At 40.8% G+C, this 6,958-nt stretch carries 5 protein-coding genes; 3 read left to right on the forward strand and 2 right to left on the reverse strand.

The genetic code is table 11. The annotated features are described in order from the left end of the window. The first annotated feature begins 293 nt into the window (after positions 1-293). The 3 genes from lysS to IJS99_01685 all read left to right on the forward strand — a co-directional run bounded on the left by lysS (position 294) and on the right by IJS99_01685 (position 4,920). Positions 294-1,802, forward strand: coding sequence for a lysine--tRNA ligase (lysS, locus tag IJS99_01675; protein ID MBQ7560529.1), 1,509 nt, complete (start codon positions 294-296; stop codon positions 1,800-1,802). A gap of 3 nt (positions 1,803-1,805) precedes the next feature. Beyond that, a complete protein-coding gene (gene ligA / locus IJS99_01680) occupies positions 1,806-3,788 on the forward strand; it encodes an NAD-dependent DNA ligase LigA (GenBank protein MBQ7560530.1) in 1,983 nt (660 codons plus the stop codon). A gap of 127 nt (positions 3,789-3,915) precedes the next feature. Next, on the forward strand, positions 3,916-4,920 hold the full coding sequence (locus IJS99_01685; GenBank protein ID MBQ7560531.1) for a 6-phosphofructokinase: 1,005 nt from the start codon (positions 3,916-3,918) through the stop codon (positions 4,918-4,920). Positions 4,921-4,946: 26 nt separating this feature from the next. Here the strand turns inward: IJS99_01685 and dprA are convergent, their stop codons facing one another. Next, positions 4,947-6,086, reverse strand: a complete 1,140-nt coding sequence (gene dprA, locus IJS99_01690) for a DNA-processing protein DprA (protein MBQ7560532.1) — start codon at positions 6,084-6,086, stop codon at positions 4,947-4,949. A gap of 50 nt (positions 6,087-6,136) precedes the next feature. Beyond that, positions 6,137-6,607, reverse strand: coding sequence for a C_GCAxxG_C_C family protein (locus IJS99_01695; GenBank protein ID MBQ7560533.1), 471 nt, complete (start codon positions 6,605-6,607; stop codon positions 6,137-6,139). Between the last annotated feature and the right edge of the window lie 351 nt (positions 6,608-6,958).

A 6,958-nucleotide genomic window follows, 5' to 3' on the forward strand; every position in this document is an offset into this window, starting at 1 on the left:
AAAAAAAAAAAAAAATGCAATACGTAAAATTACAGAAATTTTTGCAATTTAATACAAGAAATTAATATAATCCCATGAAAAAAATTGTCCTGAAGCGATGTATTTAATTAATACAGCAAACTTTATGACTCAATGAGAGGAAAATGACTCGGCCCGCTAACATGTAATGTGATAAGCTCGAAAAAATTATATATTATTCAAGAGAAAGACTCAGCACATAATCAATAAAAATTTTAATCATGTAATAAAATATATCGTGAAATATTAATTTTATGAAGGAGCTAATTTTATTTATGCCTGAAGAATTATTTAACGCAGAAGATAACGAAGTAGTAAGACAGCGCAAGGAAAAATTACAGCGTCTCTTAACTGAAGAAGGCTACAATCCCTACGTCAATGAAACATGGGACAGGCGCGACACTCTTGAGTCAATCCGCGAAAAATTTGACTATCTACAGCCTGAAGAAGAAGCTAAAGACTCACCCATTAAGACAGCGGGGCGGGTTATGACTATCAGAAGGCAGGGCAAAGCGACTTTTGCGGACTTAGCAGACGAGAATTCACGTATACAATTATATTTTCAGCTTAATACAGTGGGCGAACAAGAATATAATTTCCTTAAAAAATGGGTAGACACTGGCGACTGGCTCGGAATTGAGGGACTCCCCTGCAGGACTCGGCGCGGTGAACTCACAATCATGGTAACGAGTTATAAATTACTCAGTAAAGCAATTCGCCCGCTTCCTGAAAAATGGCATGGACTCACTGACACTGAAATAAGATATAGACAGCGTTATATGGACTTAATAGCAAATCCTGAAGTCCGGGAAGTCTTCAGAAAACGCTCTAAAATTATTTCGTCATTCAGAGAGACTCTAGAATCACACGGCACTCTTGAAGTTGAGACTCCTATTTTGTCAGTCTTAGCAGGCGGGGCAAATGCTAGACCGTTTAAAACTTTTCATAACGCGCTCGGACTCGATATGTATATGCGTATTGCTGTAGAGTTATATTTAAAGCGTCTAGTTGTCGGCATGATGGGAAGAGTCTACGAGATAGGCCGGAATTTCCGCAATGAAGGAATTGACACAATGCACAACCCCGAATTTACCATGATGGAAGTCTACTGGCCCTACGCTAATTATGTCGACATGATGAACTTGGCCGAAGAGTTAATCAGGAACGCCGCGAAATCTATAGGGACTCTTAATATCGAATGGAACGGGACAAAAATAGATCTCTCAAAACCTTTTAATCGTATAACAATGCGCGAGGCCGTGAAAGAATTCGCCGGAGTCGATATTGACGCAATTAAATCAGACGAGGAAGCAAGAGAAATAGCACGCTCTAAAGGACTCGGCTCGGAAATGACGGGACATGAAAGCAAGTTCGCAGTGTTGAATCTTTTATTTGAGGCATTCGGGGAAGAAAAATTAATAGAACCTACTTTCTTATTAGGCCACCCGACGGAAATATCGCCATTATCTAAGCGCGACCCGGAAAATCCTGATTACACACACAGATTTGAATTATTCATGTTCGGTAAAGAAGTTGCTAATGCATTCAGCGAGCTTAATGACCCTATTGACCAGCGCGAGAGATTCGAGGATCAGGCACGAAAGAAGGCAGAAGGCGATGACGAGGCTCATGTTTTCGACGAAGATTTTATTAACGCAATCGAGGCAGGACTCCCTCCCACCGGCGGAATGGGTATCGGAATGGACAGAATAGTAATGTTCTTGACCGGTGCGCGCTCAATAAGGGACGTTATTTTATTCCCTGCTATGAAGCCTAAAGCCTAAATTATGAACATCTTTCAAACCCGCATGAATGAGCTGTATAATCTCGTAAAATATCATGCGGGATTATATTATGATAAGGACTCTCCGGAAATCAGCGACTTTGAATATGATTCGCTCGTACGTGAATTAAATGATTTGGAACGCGAACACCCCGAATTCAAGCGCGAAAATTTTTTGACTCATAACGTCGGAGGCTCAGTAAGTAATTTATTTTCTCCTGTAAATCATGATATTCCCATGTTGTCGCTTGATAATGTTTTTACGAGTGAAGAGCTGGAAAATTTTTTCATGAGAATTAAACGCGATAATAAATTTACTTGTGAAATGAAAATTGACGGGCTCGCAGTCTCATTAATTTATCAAGACGGGCAATTGATTCAGGGCGCGACTCGTGGCAACGGGCAAACGGGCGAAAATGTTACGGAAAATATTTTAGCGATTGACTCAATTCCTAAGAAATTAATAAATTATCCATCGGGGCAAATTGAAGTCAGGGGCGAAATTTTGATGACTCTTGACAGGTTTAACGCGCTCAATCAATTACGTACAGAACGAGGGGAGAAGACTTTTGCGAATCCAAGAAATGCCGCCGCCGGGACTCTTAGACAGAAGGATAAACGCATAATTTCAGAACGGGGACTCGATATATTTTTGTATTATGTCGTAAACGCTGAGTCATTCGGAATAACGAGTCAAATAAAATCGCTCGAATTCCTGCAAAATTTAGGCCTTCCTGTTCAGAGTGCTTATAAATACTGTGAGAATCTTGACGAGGTTAATAATTTCATAGCTCACTGGCAAAATGAACGCTATAACTTGAATTATATTACTGATGGAGTAGTAATAAAGCTCGATGATTTGACTCAATGGCAGGAAATCGGCTCAACTTCTCACGCTCCCCGCTGGGCAGTAGCATATAAATATCCCCCTGAAGAAGTATTAACGCGCATTAAAGATATAAAAATTTCAGTCGGCCGGACGGGAGTATTGACTCCTGTAGCAATTCTTGAGCCTGTAAAACTTGCCGGGACTGTAGTGCAGCGGGCAGGACTCCATAATTATGACGAGATTACGCGTAAGGATATTAGAGTCGGTGATTTGGCAAGAGTCAGAAAAGCAGCGGAAATTATCCCCGAAATTATAGAAGTCGACAAATCAGCGCGTAAAGGCAGCGAGAAAATTTTTACAATGCCGGAAAATTGCCCGGTTTGTGAGTCTGAAGTCGTGAGATTGCCCGGTGAAATTGCTTACAGGTGCACAAATCGCGCGTCTTGTCCTGCTCAATTGATAGAAGGCTTGAAATATTTTGCGTCCCGTTCAGGTATGAATATTAAGGGACTCGGTGATAGTTTAGCAGCTAAGTTAATAGAATCCGGGCTCGTTAAATGCTTGAGCGATATTTATAGCTTGAAAATTTCTGACTGGCTCAAACTTGATAAGATAGCTAATAAAAGCGCAGAAAATATCATGAATGAGTTGCAATCATCAAAGACTCGCCCGCTTGAGAATTTAATTACTGCTCTGGGAATTCCTGATGTCGGAAAAAATGCAGCTGCTTTATTAGTTGATAGATTCGGGAATATTGACGCGTTAAAATCAGCAAGTGAAAGCGATATAGCACAAATTGAAGGAATCGGGCCGATTATCGCGAAAAGTGTTCACGAGTTTTTCAGGAACGAGTCAAATTTGAATTTAATCGAGAATTTCCGCGCGCTTGGCCTGAACATGACAAGTAATAATATTATAGTCAACGGGCAATTATCCGGAAAAATATTTGTCTTCACTGGGAGTCTTGACTCAATGACTCGCGAACAGGCAGCCGAACGAGTCAAAAATTTGGGCGGGCGGGTCTCTGAAAGTGTCAGCAAGAAAACAAGTTATCTAGTTGCAGGCGACAAAACAGGCTCAAAACTTGAGAAGGCAAATAAACTCGGAGTAAAAATTTTAAGCGAGCAGGAATTTATAAGCATGATTAGTGATACATAACAGGGCATTCACTCAATAAAAAATTTTTTCGCGGCTATCAACTTTTAAGATTAATGATAATATATGACTTATCCACGAAAACGCAAATTTTTATGCATTATTTAAATATGAAGGGAGCTATTAATTTATGTCAGACAAGAAAATAAAGCGTATAGGAGTCCTCACAAGCGGCGGAGATGCCCCCGGAATGAATGCCGTTATTCGCGCTGTTTACAGGACTGCAAATTATTTCGGGATTCAGTCTATAGGAATCCGGCGAGGCTGGCAGGGCTTAATCAACGGTGATTTTGTCGTATTAAATGATGATGTAGTTCGTCATACTGTAGGACGGGGCGGAACTGTTTTATATACAGCTAGGAGTCCTGAATTTATGACGGAGGCAGGCCGGCAAAAAGCTCTAGCAACTTGCAAAATGTTAGGTCTTGACGGTGTTATTGCTGTAGGAGGCGACGGGACATTTAGGGGCGCGCTTGAACTTTCACGGCTCGGCGTTCCTGTTATGGGAATTCCCGCTACAATCGATAATGATATAGGCTGCACAAATTACACTATAGGATTTGACTCGGCGTGTAATACTGCTATTGACTGCATTGACAAATTACGCGATACTATGCAGTCTCATGAAAGATGCTCGGTCGTTGAAGTCATGGGAAGACATGCGGGATTTCTTGCGCTTTATGTAGGACTCGCAGTTGACGCAACTTCTGTATTAGTTCCTGAGCGTGAAATGGATTTCGAGCAGCACGTAATAGAAAGAATTCAGAACGCAAGACTTTCAGGAATTACACATTTTATGATTGTCGTAGCAGAAGGAGCAGGCAGCGCAGTGGAAATCGGCCAGAAAATAAAGGAGTCCCTCGGAATGGATCCGCGTGTTACAGTGTTAGGGCATATTCAGCGAGGCGGAGCACCTACAGGACGAGACAGAGAGACAGCGACTCGAATGGGCTATTATGCTGTGAAGGCGTTTGCTGAAGGACGTTCGGGGAGCGTTATTTGTACTCGTGAGGGCGGAATTGTTGAGACTCCCATTGAAGAAGCCCTAAAAATGGAGAAACATTTACAAATGGAACGTTATGACATTCTTGAGGCTATATCTTCAACTTCAAGTTCAACAGGAATAAAGCAATAAAATTTTATGACTGGGCATTTATGAGGCTATATAACTGCTGAGTATCTGCCCGCATTGCTTGTTATTAAATTTTCGGCCTCAAGTAAGACTAATGCGCTTTGTATCTCTGTAAAATTTAATTTGCTTGAAATTATAAGCTCGTCGGACGTTATATTATTTTTTGCGTGAATGAGTGAATATATAATTTTTTCGTCGCTTGATAAGTTAATATTTTGATCGTTAATTCCTGATTTTGACTCTGAGTCTGATTCTGACTGCGAGAAATTTATATTTACTTGTGAATTAGCCGTTATCTTGTTAATAAATTCTTCAATACTTATAATTGCGCCCGTTCCCTCGTTCAATAAAGAGTTTGAGCCCCTGAAAGTCTCGTCATTTATTCGTCCCGGAACTGCCCATAATTCACGGTTTAATTTCTGAGCATAACGAGCTGTAATCATTGCCCCGCCGTCTTCAGGAGATTCAGCGATTATTACCCGTCCTGCAAGAGCTACTATTATTCTATTACGTTCAGGGAAACGCCAAGACTCCCCGCCTGAATTCATGGGATATTCGCTGATTAATGCGCCGCCCGTTTCTAAAATTTGCCTGAATAAATCTTTATGTTCAGTGGGATAAATTTTATCGAGTCCAGTTCCGAACACTGCAACAGTTACGCCGTTTTCTGATAAACAGCCTCTATGTGCCGCCGCGTCAATTCCACGAGCTCCGCCGCTGATAATAATTATTCCTGACAGTGCAAGAGCCTTAGCAAGTTTTATAGCAGTATTCCGGCCGTATTCGCTGCATTTACGAGTTCCCGCGATTGCAACAGAAGGGAGCGAAATATTTGCCGAGCCTTTAACGTATAAGCCTATAGGGGGCTTGCTTAAATCTCTTAATTTTGCCGGATAATCAATATCAAGCGCGTTAATAAATCTTGAGTCAAACGCGTAAATTTTCTCAAGTTCTTTATCTACCCAGTTATCTTTTGCGAGTATATTTATTAATCTTGATTGAACGCTCGAACTCAGGCCAAGCTCATTATAAAAATTTTCTCCCCCTATGAATAACTCTTCAGGATTAAATTTTCCGCATAAATTAATAAATGCCTTATACGGAGCTTTTATCGCGTTTAATATTAATGCTGCTCTTGTTATAGCTAAATTATTTTCTTTCATGGCCATATTATACAAAAAAAAGACTGGGAATGACTCCCAGCCTGAATAAAAATTTTTTACGCTGCAGGAACCTGCAATTTTCCGTCTTCAATTAAAGTTTTTGCTACCCACTCGGCAACGACTCCGGTAATTTCTATGCAATGGGCCTTTCTTTCAGGAGACATAAAATTATCGCCTGCCCACTGACGAGTCATGACCCTGCAGCAAGTCGCGCCGTATTTCTCCTTTATGAAATCATGAAGTCCCTTCGCGACCTCAAACATTTTAGGATTCATAGGCTGACCCTTTACCCTGCCGTAAACGATCCCTAGTGCCATTTCTCCGCCTGATACTGCACCGCATAAACATTGAGCCTTGCCCAGTCCAATCGGAAAACTTGAGGCCATTTTTACAATATCCTCGCTGAATGGCTGCCCTAAAGCGTCATTAATTGTCTGTAATACTGCCTCCGAACAAAAATAAGTCCCGCTCCTGAAATACTCTTCTGCGGTCTCACGTATTGATTTGACGTATTCGTCTTTTGTCATGATAGTTAATACCCCTCTCGAAAAATTTTTATTTATTCACTTATTAACTGATAAAATAAATCAGCTCGTAAGTTTCACAAAATTTATAACGTGTAATGCGTGTAGTTCACAAAAATATAATCGCACAAAATCTCACGTGAATATATAAATCCCGCAAAATTTTTTACGTTATTCTACTTTCACACGTCCCAGCATGTAAGCTCGCGCAAAATCTCACGTGATGAATACAGCAAAATTTTTACCTGTTATTCTACTTTTACCAGTTCCAGCATGTAAGCTCGTGCAAAATCACACGTGATAAATACAGCAAAATTTTTACCCGTTATTCTACTCCCAACCGCCCACCCGAAA

The organism is Synergistaceae bacterium (genome assembly GCA_017444345.1).
Lineage (GTDB): Bacteria > Synergistota > Synergistia > Synergistales > Aminobacteriaceae > JAFUXM01.

Excerpts from the sequence above, each read along its gene's own strand:
- lysS (MBQ7560529.1), top strand. The coding sequence starts at position 294 with ATGCCTGAAGAATTATTTAACGCAGAAGATAACGAAGTAGTAAGACAG.
- ligA (MBQ7560530.1), top strand. The coding sequence starts at position 1,806 with ATGAACATCTTTCAAACCCGCATGAATGAGCTGTATAATCTCGTAAAA.
- IJS99_01685 (MBQ7560531.1), top strand. The coding sequence starts at position 3,916 with ATGTCAGACAAGAAAATAAAGCGTATAGGAGTCCTCACAAGCGGCGGA.
- dprA (MBQ7560532.1), bottom strand. The coding sequence starts at position 6,086 with ATGGCCATGAAAGAAAATAATTTAGCTATAACAAGAGCAGCATTAATA.
- IJS99_01695 (MBQ7560533.1), bottom strand. The coding sequence starts at position 6,607 with ATGACAAAAGACGAATACGTCAAATCAATACGTGAGACCGCAGAAGAG.